At 69.7% G+C, this 15,471-nt stretch carries 14 protein-coding genes and 1 tRNA gene; 3 read left to right on the top strand and 12 right to left on the bottom strand.

The features are described 5' to 3' along the window. Window positions 1–5: 5 nt before the first annotated feature. Both ASE48_RS29560 and ASE48_RS29555 read right to left on the bottom strand, forming a co-directional pair. A tRNA-Thr gene (locus tag ASE48_RS29560) sits at window positions 6–81 on the bottom strand. A gap of 53 nt (window positions 82–134) precedes the next feature. Beyond that, complete coding sequence (locus ASE48_RS29555) at window positions 135–1,346, bottom strand: DNA polymerase III subunit delta' (RefSeq protein ID WP_057170778.1); 1,212 nt, start codon at window positions 1,344–1,346, stop codon at window positions 135–137. Between the two features lie 80 nt (window positions 1,347–1,426). On the opposite strand from ASE48_RS29555, the gene ASE48_RS29550 reads away from it, so the two are divergent. Further along, entirely contained in the window at window positions 1,427–3,001 is a 1,575-nt protein-coding gene (locus ASE48_RS29550) for an adenylate/guanylate cyclase domain-containing protein (RefSeq protein ID WP_057170777.1), read from the top strand. Here ASE48_RS29550 and topA read toward each other — a convergent pair. The 3 genes from topA to ASE48_RS29535 all read right to left on the bottom strand — a co-directional run bounded on the left by topA (window position 2,998) and on the right by ASE48_RS29535 (window position 6,790). Beyond that, on the bottom strand, window positions 2,998–5,820 hold the full coding sequence (gene topA, locus ASE48_RS29545; RefSeq protein ID WP_057170776.1) for a type I DNA topoisomerase: 2,823 nt from the start codon (window positions 5,818–5,820) through the stop codon (window positions 2,998–3,000). The genes ASE48_RS29550 and topA overlap by 4 nt on opposite strands. A gap of 111 nt (window positions 5,821–5,931) precedes the next feature. Then, the gene (locus ASE48_RS29540) at window positions 5,932–6,513 is read right to left on the bottom strand and encodes a hypothetical protein (protein ID WP_057170775.1); all 582 of its coding nucleotides are present in this window, start codon (window positions 6,511–6,513) and stop codon (window positions 5,932–5,934) included. A 73-nt stretch (window positions 6,514–6,586) separates the two neighbouring features. Then, the gene (locus ASE48_RS29535) at window positions 6,587–6,790 is read right to left on the bottom strand and encodes a cold-shock protein (RefSeq protein WP_006243848.1); all 204 of its coding nucleotides are present in this window, start codon (window positions 6,788–6,790) and stop codon (window positions 6,587–6,589) included. 285 nt (window positions 6,791–7,075) lie between these two features. Here ASE48_RS29535 and ASE48_RS29530 point away from each other — a divergent pair, with 285 nt between their 5' ends. Then, window positions 7,076–9,424, top strand: coding sequence for a DEAD/DEAH box helicase (locus ASE48_RS29530; protein ID WP_057170774.1), 2,349 nt, complete (start codon window positions 7,076–7,078; stop codon window positions 9,422–9,424). 295 nt (window positions 9,425–9,719) lie between these two features. Further along, complete coding sequence (locus ASE48_RS29525; RefSeq protein ID WP_057170773.1) at window positions 9,720–10,823, top strand: PAS domain-containing protein; 1,104 nt, start codon at window positions 9,720–9,722, stop codon at window positions 10,821–10,823. Here the strand turns inward: ASE48_RS29525 and ASE48_RS32940 are convergent. From ASE48_RS32940 to ssd, 7 genes are read right to left on the bottom strand one after another with little or no spacing between them, the layout of a single operon-like run. Beyond that, the gene (locus ASE48_RS32940) at window positions 10,820–11,137 is read right to left on the bottom strand and encodes an Rv3654c family TadE-like protein (protein ID WP_156409447.1); all 318 of its coding nucleotides are present in this window, start codon (window positions 11,135–11,137) and stop codon (window positions 10,820–10,822) included. The two genes, ASE48_RS29525 and ASE48_RS32940, sit on opposite strands and share 4 nt — an antisense overlap. A gap of 19 nt (window positions 11,138–11,156) precedes the next feature. After that, window positions 11,157–11,480, bottom strand: a complete 324-nt coding sequence (locus ASE48_RS32935; protein WP_156409446.1) for a TadE family type IV pilus minor pilin — start codon at window positions 11,478–11,480, stop codon at window positions 11,157–11,159. Continuing rightward, the gene (locus tag ASE48_RS29510) at window positions 11,477–11,677 is read right to left on the bottom strand and encodes a DUF4244 domain-containing protein (protein WP_057170770.1); all 201 of its coding nucleotides are present in this window, start codon (window positions 11,675–11,677) and stop codon (window positions 11,477–11,479) included. Before ASE48_RS29510 ends, ASE48_RS32935 begins: the two co-directional genes overlap by 4 nt. A gap of 15 nt (window positions 11,678–11,692) precedes the next feature. Next, window positions 11,693–12,253: a type II secretion system F family protein gene (locus tag ASE48_RS29505; RefSeq protein ID WP_057170769.1), complete on the bottom strand. Its 561-nt coding sequence runs from the start codon at window positions 12,251–12,253 to the stop codon at window positions 11,693–11,695. After that, window positions 12,250–13,032: a type II secretion system F family protein gene (locus ASE48_RS32930; protein WP_057170768.1), complete on the bottom strand. Its 783-nt coding sequence runs from the start codon at window positions 13,030–13,032 to the stop codon at window positions 12,250–12,252. Before ASE48_RS32930 ends, ASE48_RS29505 begins: the two co-directional genes overlap by 4 nt. Beyond that, a complete protein-coding gene (locus ASE48_RS29495) occupies window positions 13,029–14,189 on the bottom strand; it encodes a TadA family conjugal transfer-associated ATPase (protein ID WP_057170767.1) in 1,161 nt (386 codons plus the stop codon). Before ASE48_RS29495 ends, ASE48_RS32930 begins: the two co-directional genes overlap by 4 nt. Then, window positions 14,186–15,226 (bottom strand): septum site-determining protein Ssd, encoded by a 1,041-nt coding sequence (ssd, locus tag ASE48_RS29490; RefSeq protein ID WP_057170766.1) that lies wholly within the window; start codon window positions 15,224–15,226, stop codon window positions 14,186–14,188. The genes ASE48_RS29495 and ssd overlap by 4 nt, the downstream gene beginning before the upstream one ends. Window positions 15,227–15,471 lie beyond the last annotated feature (245 nt).

The raw sequence follows: 15,471 nt of genomic DNA, 5'->3' as shown, positions 1-15,471 counted from the left end.
CAAGGTGGAGCCACCCAGGGGAATCGAACCCCTGACCTATTCATTACGAGTGAATTGCTCTACCGACTGAGCTAGGGTGGCGCGCTCTTTTCAGAGCGGCATGAGTCTACGGCAGCGCCCACCCGTGGCCCAATTCAGGTTTTCAGGGCCTGCCCGACCGTCGCGACCATCGCGTCGACGGCGAACTTCGGCTTCACATTGATCGCGAGCGCCTCCCGGCAGTCCAGCACGGCCTCGATACAGCGCAGCAGCTTGTCCGGCGCCACGTGCGCGGCCATCGCGCCCACCTTCTCGGCCATGTCCGGGTGGTTCGCCGCAACGCCGCCGGCGCCCGCCGACACCACCAGCGCGTCGCGGAAGTAGGTGGCCAGGTCCATCAGCGCCCGATCCAGCGCATCCCGGCCGGCCCGCGTCTGCCGGGATTTCTGCCGCGCCTCGAGCTGTTTCATCGCGCCACTGGCACCGCGCATCGTGCCCGCGGTGCCCTTACCGGTGCCGCCGGCGCCCAGCGCGGTCCGCAGTTCCTCGGCCTCGCTCTCGTTGCGGTCGACGGTCAACGCCTTGGCCTCCGCCTCGGCGGTGGCCACCAGTTCCTCCGCGGCGCCGAACGCGCGCGACGGCGTCGCGGCGTCCCGCGCCAGGCTCAACGCGCGCTCGCGGCGCACCCGGGACTCCGGATCGGTCGCCAGCCGCCGGGCGCGGCCCACATGTCCCCCGCTGACCGACGCCGCCCAGGTCGCCATCTCGGCGCCGATCCCGTCGCGCTCGGTCAGCACCTCGGCGATCGACGCGGTCGGCGGTGTCACCAGCGGGACGTGCCGGCACCGCGACCGCAGGGTGACCGCGATGTCCTCGGGATCCACCGACGGCGCGCACAACAGGAACACCGTCGACGGCGGTGGCTCCTCCACCACCTTGAGCAGTGCGTTCGCTGCGCCCTCGGTAAGCCGGTCGGCATCTTCGACCACGACGATCTGCCATCGTCCGGTTCCGGGCCGCCGCGAGGCGATCTGCACGATCTCGCGCATTTCCTTCACCCCGATGGACAGCCCCTCCGGAATGATCCGGCGCACATCGGCGTGGGTGCCCGCCATGGTCGTGGTGCACGGGCGGCACTCACCGCAGCCCGGCTGACCCTCCGATGTGCACTGCAGCGCGGCGGCAAAGCACAGCGCGGCGATCGAACGGCCCGAACCGGGCGGACCGGTGATCAGCCAGGCATGCGTCATACCGCCGGCTGTGAGTCCGCTGTGAGACTTTTCACCACGAGCGGATCTGGCGGCTGCGAGCAGCTCCTCCTCGACGAGGTGTTGGCCCACCAGACGCGAAAAAACACCGCTATGCACCGGTCAACAGTAGTGGCACCGGCCGACACGACACGGGCTCACCGGCGCAACACGTCCCCCTTGACCGATACGGTGAACGGGTGAGTGCGGAGGTGACACTGGTAGGACGCGTCAGCGCGTTCGTCCGTTGGGTGGCCCGCACGCCATGGCCGGTGTTCGGGCTGGGCATGGTGCAGGCCGATATCATCGGCGCACTGCTGGTCCTGGGCTTCCTGCGTTACGGTCTGCCGCCCGAGGACCGCATCCAGCTCCAGGAGCTTCCGGCGTTCAACCTGGCGGTCTTCCTGGCCTACCTCTTCGTCTCGTTCACCATCGCCGCGTACATCACCCTGCGGATGCTCATCCCGGTGATCCGCTGGCAACGCCGCGACACGCTGCTGGGTGACACCTCCACCACCATCACCGAGGTGGCCCGGGTCCGGGCGCTGAAAATGCCCTTCTACCGGTCGGTCATCAACGTCACCAACTGGTGCCTGGGCTCCATCGTCTTCATCGTGGCGAGCTGGCCGGTGGCCAGTAAGTCGGCCCCCGTCGTCGCGGTCGCGACCGCGCTGGGCGCCACCGCGGTCGCCATCATCGGCTATCTGCAGTCCGAGCGGGTGCTGCGCCCGGTGGCGGTCGCCGCGCTGCGCACCGGCGTCCCGGAGAACTTCCGGGCACCCGGGGTCATCCTGCGCCAGGTGCTCACCTGGGTGCTGTCCACCGGGGTGCCCATCCTGGCGATCGTGCTGGCGGTGGTGGCGAGCAAGTTCGGTGTCCTCAATGCGCCCGCCGAGAAGCTGACCACCCCGATCCTGCTGCTGGCCATCGCTGCGCTGCTCATCGGCCTGGTCGGCACCGTGCTGGTCTCGATGTCTATCGCCGACCCGCTGCGCCAGCTGCGCTGGGCCCTCGGCGAGGTGCAGCGCGGAAACTACAACGCCCACATGCAGATCTACGACGCCAGCGAGCTGGGCCTGCTGCAGGCCGGCTTCAACGACATGGTGCGCGATCTGGCCGAACGGCAGCGCCTGCGGGATCTGTTCGGCCGGTACGTCGGCGAGGATGTGGCCCGCCGCGCGCTGGAACGCGGGACCGAACTGGGCGGCCAGGAACGCGATGTTGCGGTGCTGTTCGTCGACCTGGTCGGCTCGACGCAGCTGGCCTCCACGATCCCCGCCTCCGAGGTCGTCAACCTGCTCAACGAGTTCTTCCGCGTCATCGTCGACACCGTGAACAAGCACGGCGGGTTCGTCAACAAGTTCCAGGGTGACGCCGCGCTGGCCATCTTCGGCGCCCCGATCGAACACCCCGACGCCTCCGGGGCCGCGCTGGCGGCCTCCCGCGAGCTGCACGACGAACTGGTGAACGTGTTGGGGCAGACCGAGTTCGGTATCGGCGTGTCGGCCGGACGGGCGATCGCCGGCCATATCGGCGCGCAGGCCCGCTTCGAGTACACCGTGATCGGCGATCCGGTGAACGAGGCCGCCCGGCTCACCGAGCTGGCGAAGCTGGAGGTGGGCCATGTGCTCGCCTCGGCCATCGCGGTCAGCGGTGCGCTCGACGCCGAAGCCCTGTGCTGGGATGTCGGCGAGATCGTCGAGCTGCGCGGCCGCAAGGCCCCCACTCAGCTGGCCCGGCCCGCGCGGTCGTACCACCGCGCGTTGTCGAGCTAAGCCTTCTTGACGGCCTTCTTGGCGGGCGCCTTCTTCGCGGCGGCCTTCTTGACGGCCTTCTTCGCCGGCGCCTTCTTGGCCGCCTTCTTCACCGGGCCACGGGCGCGCCGGTCGGCGAGCAGTTCGGAGGCGCGGGCATCGGTGATCGACAGCACGTCATCGCCCTTGCGCAGGCTGGCGTTGGTCTCGCCGTCGGTGACGTAGGGACCGAACCGGCCGTCCTTGATCACCATCGGCTTCTCGGACACCGGATCGTTGCCGAGTTCACGCAGGGGCGGGGTGGCCGCACCCTGACGGCCGCGCCGCTTGGGCTCGGCGTAGATCTTCAGCGCCTCGTCCAGAGTGATGGTGAACATCTGCTCTTCGGTGGCCAGCGAACGGGAATCGGTGCCGCGCTTCAGATACGGGCCGTAGCGGCCGTTCTGGGCGGTGATCTCCTCGTTGTTGGCGGGGTCCACACCGACGACGCGCGGCAGCGACAGCAGCTTGAGGGCGTCCTCCAGCGTCACCGTCTCCAGGTCCATCGTGCGCAACAGCGAACCGGTGCGCGGTTTCGGGCCGGTCGGCTTCTTGCCCTTCTTCGCCGCCACACCGTCTTCGGGATCCTCCGGCGGCTCGGGCAGCACCTCGGTGACGTACGGACCGTAACGGCCGTCCTTGGCCACGATCTCGTGCCCGGACTCTGGATCGACACCCAGCGAACGACCCTCTTGCGGTGTGGCGAAAGCCTTTTCGGCCAACTCGAGAGTCAGCTCATCGGGCGTCAGCTCGTCCTTGAGGTTGGCGCGCTGCGGCTTCAGCTCGCCGGGATTGTCCGGATCGGCGATCATCCGCTCCAGGTACGGCCCGTTGCGGCCGACCCGGACGTTGACGGCGCGACCCTCTTCGTCGTCGAACAGCTTGATGGAGTTGACCAGTCGCGCGTCGATCTCCTCCAGATTGCCGCCCACGAGCTGCTTGAGGCCGCCCGCACGGGCGATCGATCCTTCGACGCCGTGCTCGCCACCGAAGTAGAAGTTGTTGAGCCAGTTGGTACGTCGCTCATTGCCCGAGGCGATCGCGTCGAGCTCGTCCTCCATGGCAGCGGTGAAGTCGTAGTCCACCAGGCGCCCGAAATGCTGTTCCAGCAAGCCGATCACCGCGAACGCCACCCAGGACGGCACCAGGGCGCTGCCCTTCTTGTGCACGTAGCCGCGGTCCTGGATCGTCTTGATGATCGAGCTGTACGTCGACGGGCGCCCGATGCCGAGTTCTTCCAGCGCCTTGATCAGCGAGGCCTCGGTGTAGCGCGCCGGGGGTGAGGTGGTGTGGCCGTCGGCGGTCAGGTCGGCGGCATCCACCCGCTGGCCCTGGGTCAGGTTGGGCAGCCGACTCTCGGCGTCGTCGGCCTCGCCGCCGGCCTGCTCGTCGAGGCTCTCGACGTAGGCCTTGAGGAAGCCCGGGAAGGTCAGCGTGCGACCGGAGGCGTTGAAGACCACCTGCTCACCCGAGGACGCCTGCCCGGCGATCCGCAGGCTCAGAGTGGTGCCGCGCGCGTCGGCCATCTGCGAGGCCACGGTGCGCTGCCAGATCAGCTCGTAGAGCCGGAACTCGTCGTTGTCCAGCGCGCTGTGCAGCTGGCCCGGGGTCTGGAACACGTCACCGGAGGGCCGGATCGCCTCGTGGGCCTCCTGCGCGTTCTTCACCTTGCGGGTGTACTGGCGCGGGGTCGGGTGCACGTACTCCTGGCCGTAAAGCTGGCCGGCCTGGTTGCGCGCCGCTGTGATCGCCGACTCCGACAGTGTCGTCGAGTCGGTACGCATGTAGGTGATGTAGCCGTTCTCGTACAGCCGCTGCGCGATGCTCATGGTGCGCTCGGAGGAGAACCGCAGCTTGCGGCCGGCCTCCTGCTGCAGCGTGGACGTCATGAACGGCGGATAGGGCTTGCGGGTGTAGGGCTTCTGTTCCACCGACGAGACGGCCAGCTGGGCCCCACGCAGGCCACTGGCCAGCGCCCCTGCGGCGGCCTCGTCGAGCACCAGGACCTCGTCGGGCTTCTTGACCCCACCCAGGGAGTCGAAGTCGCGGCCTGCCGCGACCCGACGCCCGTCGACGGTGTTGAGTTTCGCGGTGAACCGCGGCGGGGTGGCCTGCGGGTCGGACACGCTGGCATCGAGTTCGGCGGTGACATCCCAGTACCCGGCGCTGCGGAAGGCCATCCGCTCGCGCTCGCGCTGGACGATGATGCGGGTCGCCACCGACTGCACGCGGCCGGCCGACAGCTTGGGCGCGACCTTCTTCCACAGCACGGGGGAAACCTCGTAGCCGTAGAGCCGGTCCAGGATGCGGCGGGTCTCCTGCGCGTCGACCAGGTCGATGTCGAGGTCGCGGGGGTTTTCGGCGGCCGCGCGGATGGCCGGCTCGGTGATCTCGTGGAACACCATCCGCTTGACCGGGATGCGCGGCTTGAGGGTTTCGAGCAGATGCCAGGCGATGGCCTCGCCCTCGCGGTCACCGTCTGTGGCGAGGTAGAGCTCGTCGACGTCCTTGAGCAGGGCCTTGAGCTCGGTGACCGTGCTCTTCTTATCGGGGCTGACGATGTAGAGCGGTTCGAAATCCGCATCGACGTTGACGCCGAGGCGCGCCCACGGCTCGGATTTGTACTTCGCGGGCACGTCGGCGGCCGCTCGCGGCAGGTCACGGATGTGGCCGCGCGAGGACTCGACGACGTAGTTGGAGCCGAGGTAGCCCGCAATCTTGCGCGCTTTGGTCGGCGACTCGACTATTACGAGCCGCCGAACGTTACCGGCGCCTGCCCGGCTCCGGTCGTCGTCAGCCACCTGCTCTTACACTCCACTTCTCTGTTGCCAAGCCGCCGTACGGCACGCTGGCAACTGACAATTTCGCATCCTGGGCGAACCAACGCAAACTGGCTCGCCCGTCAGCATTCCTTATATTCTCGGCCATTGTGCAAACGCGTCGGTGTCGCCGGGTGGTTCCCCGACGTTCTCTACCAGCCGTGATAGTCGTCGCCTACCACTGATCCGCAACGCCGGGCGCGAACCCCTGGTGCCGATCAATGTCGGGGCGATACCCACCCGCATCAGCGCCGATGCCAGTACCGGATGGGTGTCGGGTGCGTGCGGATCCAATCCCAGCAAGTACCGGTCGGACGCTTCGGGGGTCCCCGCGGCGAGCGTCCACGCACGTAATTCCCGCGCACCTGGCAGCCAATGGCCGGGAACGGTCTTCACCGCGCCGCGGGTCCACTCGGCGGCGATACCCGCCAGCCGACTGTCCATGCCGGTACGCACCAGCGGTGTGCTCTCGTCGGTCCGCAGGATTTCGGGCTCCAGGCCGACCTCGGTGATCATCGCGGCCAGTTCTCGGGCGCGCCAGAGCTGATCGACCACGATGGACAGGCGGGCCTCACCACCGGTGATGACCACCTGACCATGGGCAGCCAGCAGCCCGGTCAGGTCCTCGACGGCCGGCGGTACCGACTCTGCCGAGAAGAACGACAGCTGGCTCACACGCTCGACACTATCGGCGTCCGATACGAAAACACCCCCGGCTGGGCCGGGGGTGTCTCCCTATTGCGATGGCTCAGACGGCGCGAACGCCGGTGGCCTGCGGCCCCTTGGGGCTCTGGCCGACCTCGAACTCAACCTTCTGGTTTTCCTCAAGGGTGCGGAAGCCCGACCCCTGGATCTCCGTGTAGTGGACAAACACGTCAGCGGAGCCGTCCTCGGGGGCGATGAAGCCGAAGCCCTTCTCCGCGTTGAACCACTTCACAGTTCCCTGTGGCATCTCTCGTACATTCCTTCTCTTACCGGGTGCGGTTCACCGACTTCCGGTGTACCGGGCCCGTTCCGACCGCCATACCAACGCGTGTGTCGCCGGAACTCGACCCGACCTACAACCTCGCAGGAACCGCGATCGCAACGTTCGATCCTGCGGGTGCTGAAACACGAACACAGAAGCTGCGACCACGATCAGTCAACCACGTTCAACGCGTCTGCGACAGTCTCGAAAATGATCATGTAGTTAACAATTCAGCTGGGTACACATCAAAAAGATCTTGAGAGGCGACAGTTGTCTGGTTCCGCGGCAGATTCCGGGTCCGATTTCGGCCGGGACCTGCTCTCGCGCGCCATCGAGGGCACCGCCCCCGACGAACATCCGGTGCGCCACGTCGAGGACCTGCCGCCGCGGCGCAGCGACAGCCGGGACTGGCCGCACTGGGCCGATCCCGACATCGTCGCGGCATTCGCCGACCGCGGCGTCAGCACACCCTGGTCACACCAGGCGGCCGCGGCAGATCTGGCCCATGCCGGACGGCATGTGGTGCTGTCCACGGGCACGGCGTCGGGCAAGTCCCTGGGATATCAGCTACCCATCCTCACCGCGCTGGCCGCCGACCCGCGGGCCCGGGCGCTGTACCTGTCCCCCACCAAGGCTCTCGGGCACGATCAGCTGCGCGCCGCGCAGGCGCTGACCGATGCGGTACCGAGCCTGCGCGATGTCGCACCCAGCGCCTATGACGGCGACGCGACCACCGATCTGCGCCGGTTCGCCCGCGAACGGTCGCGGTGGATCTTCTCCAACCCGGACATGATCCACCTGTCGCTGCTACGCAACCACGCCAAGTGGGCGGTGTTCCTGCGCAATCTGCAGTTCATCGTCGTCGACGAATGCCATTACTACCGGGGCATTTTCGGTTCCAACGTGGCGATGGTGCTGCGCCGTCTGCTGCGCCTGTGCGAGCGCTACTCGGGATCGCCGACGGTGTTCTTCGCCAGCGCCACCACCGCCGCGCCCGCCGAGACCGCATCCGAGCTGATCGGGCAGACCGTCATTGCGGTCACCGAGGACGGCTCGCCGCAGGGTGGCCGGACGGTGGCGTTGTGGGAGCCCGCCCTGCTGGCGGACCTGGTCGGGGAGAACGGTGCACCGGTGCGGCGCTCGGCCGGCGCGGAGGCCTCCCGGGTGATGGCCGACCTGATGGCCGAGGGGGCGCGCACCCTGACCTTCGTGCGGTCCCGCCGCGGCGCCGAGCTGGCCGCACTCGGGGCGCGGACCCGCCTCGAACAGGTGGCCCCGGATCTGGTCGACACCGTCGCCTCCTACCGCGCCGGCTATCTCGCCGAGGATCGCCGGACCCTGGAGCGGGCGCTGTCCGACGGTGAGCTGCGCGGCCTGGCCACCACCAACGCCCTGGAACTCGGGGTGGACATCGCCGGCCTCGACGCGGTGGTGCTGGCCGGCTTCCCGGGCACCGTCACCTCGTTCTGGCAGCAGGCCGGCCGGTCGGGGCGGCGCGGGCAGAGCGCTCTGATCGTGTTGATCGCCCGCGACGACCCGCTGGACACCTATCTGGTCCATCACCCGCAGGCGTTGTTGAACAAGCCGATCGAACGCGTCGTGATCGACCCACGGAATCCGTATGTGCTCGGGCCGCAACTGCTGTGTGCGGCCACCGAACTGCCGCTCACTGATGCCGAGGTGCGTATCTGGGACGCCGAGGCGGTGGCGGCGACGCTGATCGACGATGGGCTGCTGCGCCGCAGGCCGGGCGGCTACTTTCCGGCACCGGGTGTCGACCCGCACCCGGCCGTCGACATCCGCGGTTCCTCGGGCGGCCAGATCGCCATCCTGGAGAACGGAACCGGCCGGGTGCTGGGCACCACCGGGACCGGGCAGGCCCCGGCGTCGGTGCATCCCGGGGCGGTCTACCTGCACCAGGGCGAGACCTACGTCGTCGACGCACTGGACTTCGAGGACGGCATCGCCCTGGTGCACGCCGGGGACCCGGGGTACACCACCTCGGCTCGGGAATTGACCGACATCGCGGTCACCGGTGACGGTGAGCTGCACCGCCACGGCCCGGTGACGGTCGGCGTGGTGCCGGTGTCGGTGTCCAACACCGTGACGGGCTATCTGCGGCGTGCTCTCGACGGCGAGGTCATCGACTTCATCGAGCTGGAGATGCCGACCCGCACTCTCGACACCGTCGCGGTGATGTGCACGATCACACCGGAAGCATTGGCCGACAACGGTGTCGAGGCGCTGTCGGTGCCCGGCGCACTACACGCCGCCGAGCATGCCGCGATCGGTCTGCTGCCGCTGGTAGCCAGTTGCGACCGCGGCGACATCGGCGGTGTGTCCACGGCGGTCGGGCCCGGGCCGGGTGAGCTGGCAGGCCTGCCGACGATTTTCGTCTACGACGGCTATCCCGGCGGGGCTGGGTTCGCCGACCGCGGTTACCGGCAGATCGAAACCTGGTGGGCGGCGACCGCCGCGGCCATCGAGGCCTGCGACTGCCCGGCCGGCTGCCCGTCGTGCGTGCAGTCCCCCAAGTGCGGCAACGGAAACGATCCGCTGGACAAGGCCGGTGCGGTGCGGGTGCTGCGCCTGGTGCTCGACGCGCTGGCGCGGCACTGATACCGCACAGCGGTCCACCCCTCGTCGACCGCCTCGTCCAGCAATGTGCCGACACCAGCGACGCCGAGCACACAGGCTTCGCGACAAAACGGTCGGACAACGCGATCCGTTTTCAACCCCGGAGATCCGGGCGCAGAGGGCAAAGTACCTTCTGAACTCGGCCATCTGCAACTCATAATCGCTGCACACGGACGCCGAAATGGCGTCTACAATCGCCCGCCGGCCGTGTGGTTCGACTGATTCCGAAGGCCGCAGAATTGCGGGTGGTGCGCCACCTGCCAGCTAAACTGCCCCCATGGACCACGACTGGTTGCTCGTGGAGACACTCGGGGACGAGCCCGCCGTCGTCGCGCAGGGCTCCCGCACCAAGAACCTGGTACCGACCAGCAGCTTCCTGCGACGCAACCCGCATCTGATGGCCATCCAGTCGGCCATCGGCGAGACCGTGCGGGCCGGTCACGCGCTGAGCATCATCACGCCGAAACACGACCGCGTGATCCGCACCGAGGTGGTGCACATGTCCGACGGGGTGATCCACGGCGTGCATCTGTGGATCGGACCACCCGATGCCGAACCCCCGCAGCGCCCGATCCCGGGGCCGCTCAAATGGGATCTGACCTCCGGGGTGGCCACCGACACCCCGGAATCGCTGACCAACGCGGGCCGCGACATCGCCACCGAGGCCACCCATGGCCGGGCATTCGCCGAGGACCTGCCCGCCCGTGAGCTCAACCCCCATGAGTCCAAGGTGTTGTCCATGGTCATCAAGGCCAAACCGGGCATGACGTTGTGCAGCACCTGGAATGTCACCGACTACCAGGGGCAGCCGATCACCGTGGGCTTCGTCGCCCGGGCGGTCCAGGAACAGCAGGAGGACGGCGGCGAGCGGCTGATCTGCCGGGCGATGAACTGGCGCAGCGTGCGTGAGGGCCCAGTGGTGCGCCCCGACGATCTGGCGCAGCGGATCCTCAACGGACTGGCCGCGCCCGGCGTGCACCGGGCACTGGTCGACATGAACCACTGGCGGTTGCTCAAATGGCTGGACCGGCCGAGTCCGCACTACGACTGGCGCGCCCGCGAGCGGGGCGAACCCGCCCTGGATCCCGCCGACGAACCTCTGGTCGCCTCGATGATGCAGGAATTCATGCACGGCCCGACTGCGCGGGTGCTGCGGCTGCCGGCCGTCGGCGGTGGCTTCACCCCGATCCACATCACCGCCAACAAGGTCGAACTCGACGACGACACCTACGCCGCCCTGCTGTCGATGCGGCTGCCCACCGACGAGGAGCTCGCCGCATCGCAGCACGGTGCCACCGTGGTCGACGGCGCCGAGCCGGTCGCCCGTACCGGTCTCAAATCGATACTGCGCAAGGCCAAATCGGCGGACTCGGCCGGTTAGCCACCCGGTTCGCCGGGCCCGGCCCGGGCTCGCGCCGATGCCCGCCAGCCCGGCACACCCGCGTCGGCCGCCACCGCGATGACGATGTCCAGGCCGTGCACCGCACAGTCTGTCACCGTGGTGCGCATGGCGGTGGCCACCGATATCGCACGTGCGCAGGCGATCTGATGCCCGGAGGTGAGCGCGGCGGCCGCCGAGAGCGCCGCCAGGTCGGCCGCGGACTGGGCCCGGTGCCGCGCGATCACCACCGAGCCCAGCACCGTCACGCCGGCGGTCACAGCCAGTAGCACCACGACCATGGCCAGCGCGGCCAGGCTCGCGGATCCGGCGTCCTCAGCGGCCCGGCTCGGCCACCGACACGGCTTCCGCGGCGATGGTGATCCCCGGCAGCAGAGCCGATGTCGTGCTGATCCTGGCGACCAGCAGCTCCCCCTCGCGGTGCACCGACACCACAGCCCCGACCGGACCGACCCGCCGTGCGGCGGCGATACCGTCATCCCCGCGGGCGGCCAGCCGCGCCGCCTCCCGCGCGGCGTCGACACACCGGATCTGCAGCACCGCGGCGTTGAGCCCGGCCAGGCAGACCACCAGGACCGATACCAGCGCCGCGATCGCGAACGCGGCCTCGACGGTGACGGCCCCGGTGTCATCGGTCAGACGCTGGTGTTCAGCGCGCGGGTGATGATGTTGGACAGGGCACTGACGATGGAGTCCCCCGTCACCACCGTGTACAGGATCGCGCCGAAGGCTGCCGCGGCGATTGTGCCGATGGCGTACTCCACGGTGCTCATCCCGGACTCGTCCCCGGCCGCCACCATCAGCCGCACCTGCAGCTCCCGAATTATGTTGAGCATGTTCTGTTTTCCCTTTCACCACAGTCCTGACCACATCAGGTCACCGGCTAGTCCGGCGACCACCGGGACGATTCCCAGGCATATGAACGCCGGCAGGTAGCAGAGTCCGAGCGGACCGGCGATGAGCACCGACGCCCGTTCGGCGGCGGCGTCGGCCGCGGACCCGGCATCGACGCGAACCTGGTCGGCCAGTTCGGCCACACTGCCTGCCAGCGCGGCACCCGAGCTCGCCGACCGCCGCGCCAGCCGGGCCAGCACCGCGCCGTGCCGGTCGCCCGAGGCCCCCGGATCGGCCCAGGCCCGTTCGGATTCGGCACCCAGTGCGAGCAGATGCGCGGCCCGGGTCAGCTGGTCCGCCAGTGCCGGTGGCGCCAGGTCCGCTGCCGCAGCGGCGGCCGCCGCCGTCGCCATCCCCGCGGACAGGCAGGCTGCCAGCACATCGAAACAGGAGGCAGCCGCCAGCGGGTCGGCCCGCAGTCCGGGCGACGCGGCGGCAGTGCCGGCGCTGCCCCGGATCCTTCGCGGACCGGCGCCCACCAGTAATGCGGCGGCCAGCAGCAGTGCGGCCCAACTCATGTGGGTAATCCCGTGACGATGCGGTCGGACCAGAGCAGGCCCAGGCAGGACAGCGTGATCCCGATGACCAGCAGAACACCGCCGGCGCCGCCGGAGAGCAGGAAGGACACCGGATCCGCACCGATCGCCTGACCCAGCGCGATGCCCAGCACCGGCATCCCGGCCAGCACGGCAGCCGTCGTCCGTGCCCCCGCCAGCCCGGCATCGACCCGGACCCGGAATCTTTCCCGCTCGACGATGTCATGGTGTGCGGCCCTCATCAGCGTGGCGATCGCCAGACCGTGCGACTGCGCCAACTCCCAGCACACCGCGAGCCGCTCCCAGCAGTCCGGCTGCGCGGATATCGCTGCCACCGCACGGATCCCGGCACCGACGTCGGCCCCGAGACGACCCCGCGCGGCCACCACCCGCAACCGCTCGCCCACGTCGTCGCCCACCTCGGTGCCAGCCGCGTCGAAGGCCGCCACCGGGTGGGCGCCGGCCCGCAACTCACCGGCCAGGATGTCCAGTCCGTCCCGTAACGCGGCCGCTTCGGCAACCCGTCGCCGCCGTGCCGATGAGCCGCGCCGGCGGGCGAGGACCGTGCCGGCCACGATGGCCGCCGCGAGCATCACGGTCGGTTCCAGCGCGATGATCGCCACGAGGACAGGCGGCACGGCTGCGCACCACGGTGCCCAGGGCGGCAGTGTGCGCGGACTGCCCGGTCCTGTCAGTCTGACCCGCGCCGGTGCCGGCGCCACCAGCAGCGCCGCCGCCAACAGGGCCGCCGCGGCCGTCACCGTCGACTCCGCACATCGAGCAGATCGTTCAATGTCTGTGCACCGGAGCCGAACCCGTGATCTGCGTGCCACGCGGTGCGCGCGGCCACCCAGCCGTCAGGGCCGCGGCTCAGCACCGCGATCTCGGTGAGTCGCCGGCGTCCGGCCGAGTCACGCCCCACGTGAAGCACCACCTGCACCGCGGCGGCCAGCTGGCTGTGCAGCGCCGCGCGGTCCAGACCACCCAGAGCGGCCAGTGCCTCCAGGCGGGCGGGGACCTCGGCGGGGCTGTTGGCGTGCACGGTGCCGGCGCCGCCGTCGTGGCCGGTGTTCAGCGCGGTGAGCAGGTCGACCACCTCGGCGCCGCGCACCTCGCCCACCACGATGCGGTCGGGGCGCATCCGCAACGCCTGACGCACCAGGTCACGTACCGTAACCTGGCCTATACCTTCGATATTGGCGCCCCTGGCCACCAGGTTCACCACGTGCGGATGCCGCGGCGCGAGTTCGGGTGCGTCCTCGACGCACACGATGCGTTCTGCCGCGACGACAGCACCCAGGGCCGCCGACAACAGGGTAGTTTTCCCAGACCCGGTTCCGCCGCAGATCAGGAAGGCCAGCCGGGCGGCGATGATCCGCCGGAGCAGTTCGGCGGCGGTACCGGGGATCGCGCCGGTGGCGATCAGCGCCGCCAGATCCTGTCGGGCCGGCCGCAGCACGCGCAGTGAGATACAGGTCCCGGCGGCCGCGATCGGGGGCAGCACGGCGTGCAACCGGACCAGGTCCTCGCCGAGGCAGCTGAGCTGCCCGTCCACCCAGGGCTGGCTGTCGTCCAGTCGGCGGCCCGCCGCCAGCGCCAACCGCTGGGCCAGCCTGCGCACCGCATCCTCGTCAGGGAATCGGATCTGGCTGCGGCGCAGACCGTTTCCGTCATCCACCCACACCGCGTCGGGACCGGTGACCAGCACGTCGGTGGTGCCGTCGGCGCGCAGCAGCGGGTCGAGCACCCCTGCGCCGGTCAGCTCGGTCTGCAGGATCCGCATGCCGGCGAGCACCTCGGTGTCACCGAGCAGACCGCCGGATTCGGCACGGATGGCGTCGGCGACGACGGTGGGGTGGAGCGGTGCCTGCTCGACGGCGAGCCGCTCCCGGACCCGGTCGATCAGCGACCCGGTCACGACAGCAGCCCCAGGACACCCGCCGCCGCCCGCGCCAGCGGGGACCGGGCCCGCATCCGAAGGCCGCCGCGCTCCATGGTGTCGGCCAGCCCGGGCTGCGGCCGCATCGCCGCGATCAGCGGCAGCCCCACGGTCTCGGCGATGTCGACGGCACGCAGCCCGCCGGGCGCCGGGCCACGCACCACCAGTCCGACATTCGGATTCACCGTCCGGGCCCACCCGGCGAGCGCACCGGCGGCCGCCGCCGCGCGGACATCGGCCGGCACGACCATGACCACCAGATCCGCCGACTCCAGCGCCACCTCGACCGCGGAGGTGACCCGCCTCGGAACGTCGCACACCACCGTCACCCCGGCGGTGCGACCCGCATCGATCACCGCGCTCAGCGGCCCGGCCTCGATCTCGATGCCCTGCCGGCCACCCGAGAGCACCGAGACGCCGCCCCGCGCAGGCAGCGCGGCTCGTAGCGCGTCGTATCCGAGCCGGCCGTCGCGCAAGGTGAGGTCCTGCCACCGCAGACCGGGTAGGCCCTCGGTGCCCATCGCCAGGTCCAGGCCGCCGCCCCACGGGTCCGTGTCGACGAGCAGGGATTGTGGTGCGGCCTGCGCCAATGCCGCGGCGAACAGGGAGGCGCCCGCGCCTCCGCACCCGCCGACGGTCGCGATGACCGCCCCCCGGCGGGTACTCGACCCGGTGCTCTGCGCTGCCGTGCCAAACGCATCCACCAACTCGCCGTCCTGATCGGGTAGCCGGATAACCCGTTGCGCTCCAACGGATACCGCCGCCTCCCAGTCGCCGCCGTCGGGTTCGGCCGACCCCACCAGGTAGACACGGTCGCGCCGCGGCAGGTCCTCATCCGCGCACCGGCGGGCCGCCGCTGCGTCGAGCACCACCACCTGCGCGCTCACCCACACGGTGCGGCTGGACGGGCGCTGTACGTGAACCACCCGGACCTCCGCAGCGGCCGCCACCCGGTCGAGGTCCTCGCGCAGCGCGCGGTCATCGACCAGGGCGAGTACTGCGGTCGCAGGCGTCATTCGTCCACCGTGCCCAGGGGTGTGTGGACAGCGCCAGAGGGTGCGGACGATCTGTGGATGGATCGGCAATTGTGCACAACTCGACGGGCGTCTGATCTTGTGAAAATCCCGTTCCGCAACGATTCTCAGCTGTGCTGGAATCTTCGGTGCGGGGGTGGACTTACCCAGAAAAAGGGACGACCCCCGCCAGGGGGGGAGGAGGCGGAGGTCGTCGTGTATCAGCCCCGGGGGGTCGGGCTGATCCA

This window comes from Mycobacterium sp. Root265 (assembly GCF_001428895.1).
In the GTDB taxonomy this organism is placed as follows: domain Bacteria; phylum Actinomycetota; class Actinomycetes; order Mycobacteriales; family Mycobacteriaceae; genus Mycobacterium.
Note: the sequence above shows the minus strand (reverse complement) of the source record. Positions and strands in the feature narration are given on the sequence as shown.